Raw genomic sequence first — 203 nt, forward strand, 5'->3', positions numbered from 1 at the left:
GAGCAGAAGGCCGAAAGCGTGGCCGAGCTGGAAAAGGTAAATGACTCGATCCGCCGCAGTGCGGCAAACGGGGTTCAGCTTGCCTCGCTGGAACGCGAATATGCCAATCTGCAGATCCAGTACAATTCTGCAGTCAACAATATGGCCCAGGCCAGCACCGGTGAGCGGATCGAGGTCCTGTCACGGGGCGGCCGGGTCAGCCT

General features: G+C 60.1%; 1 pseudogene. It reads left to right on the forward strand.

The features are described from left to right. A pseudogene (locus EEB11_RS19725) lies at window positions 1-203 on the forward strand (GumC family protein); the annotation flags it as partial.

Source organism: Pseudotabrizicola sediminis, assembly GCF_004745575.1.
Taxonomy (GTDB): Bacteria; Pseudomonadota; Alphaproteobacteria; order Rhodobacterales; family Rhodobacteraceae; genus Pseudotabrizicola; species Pseudotabrizicola sediminis.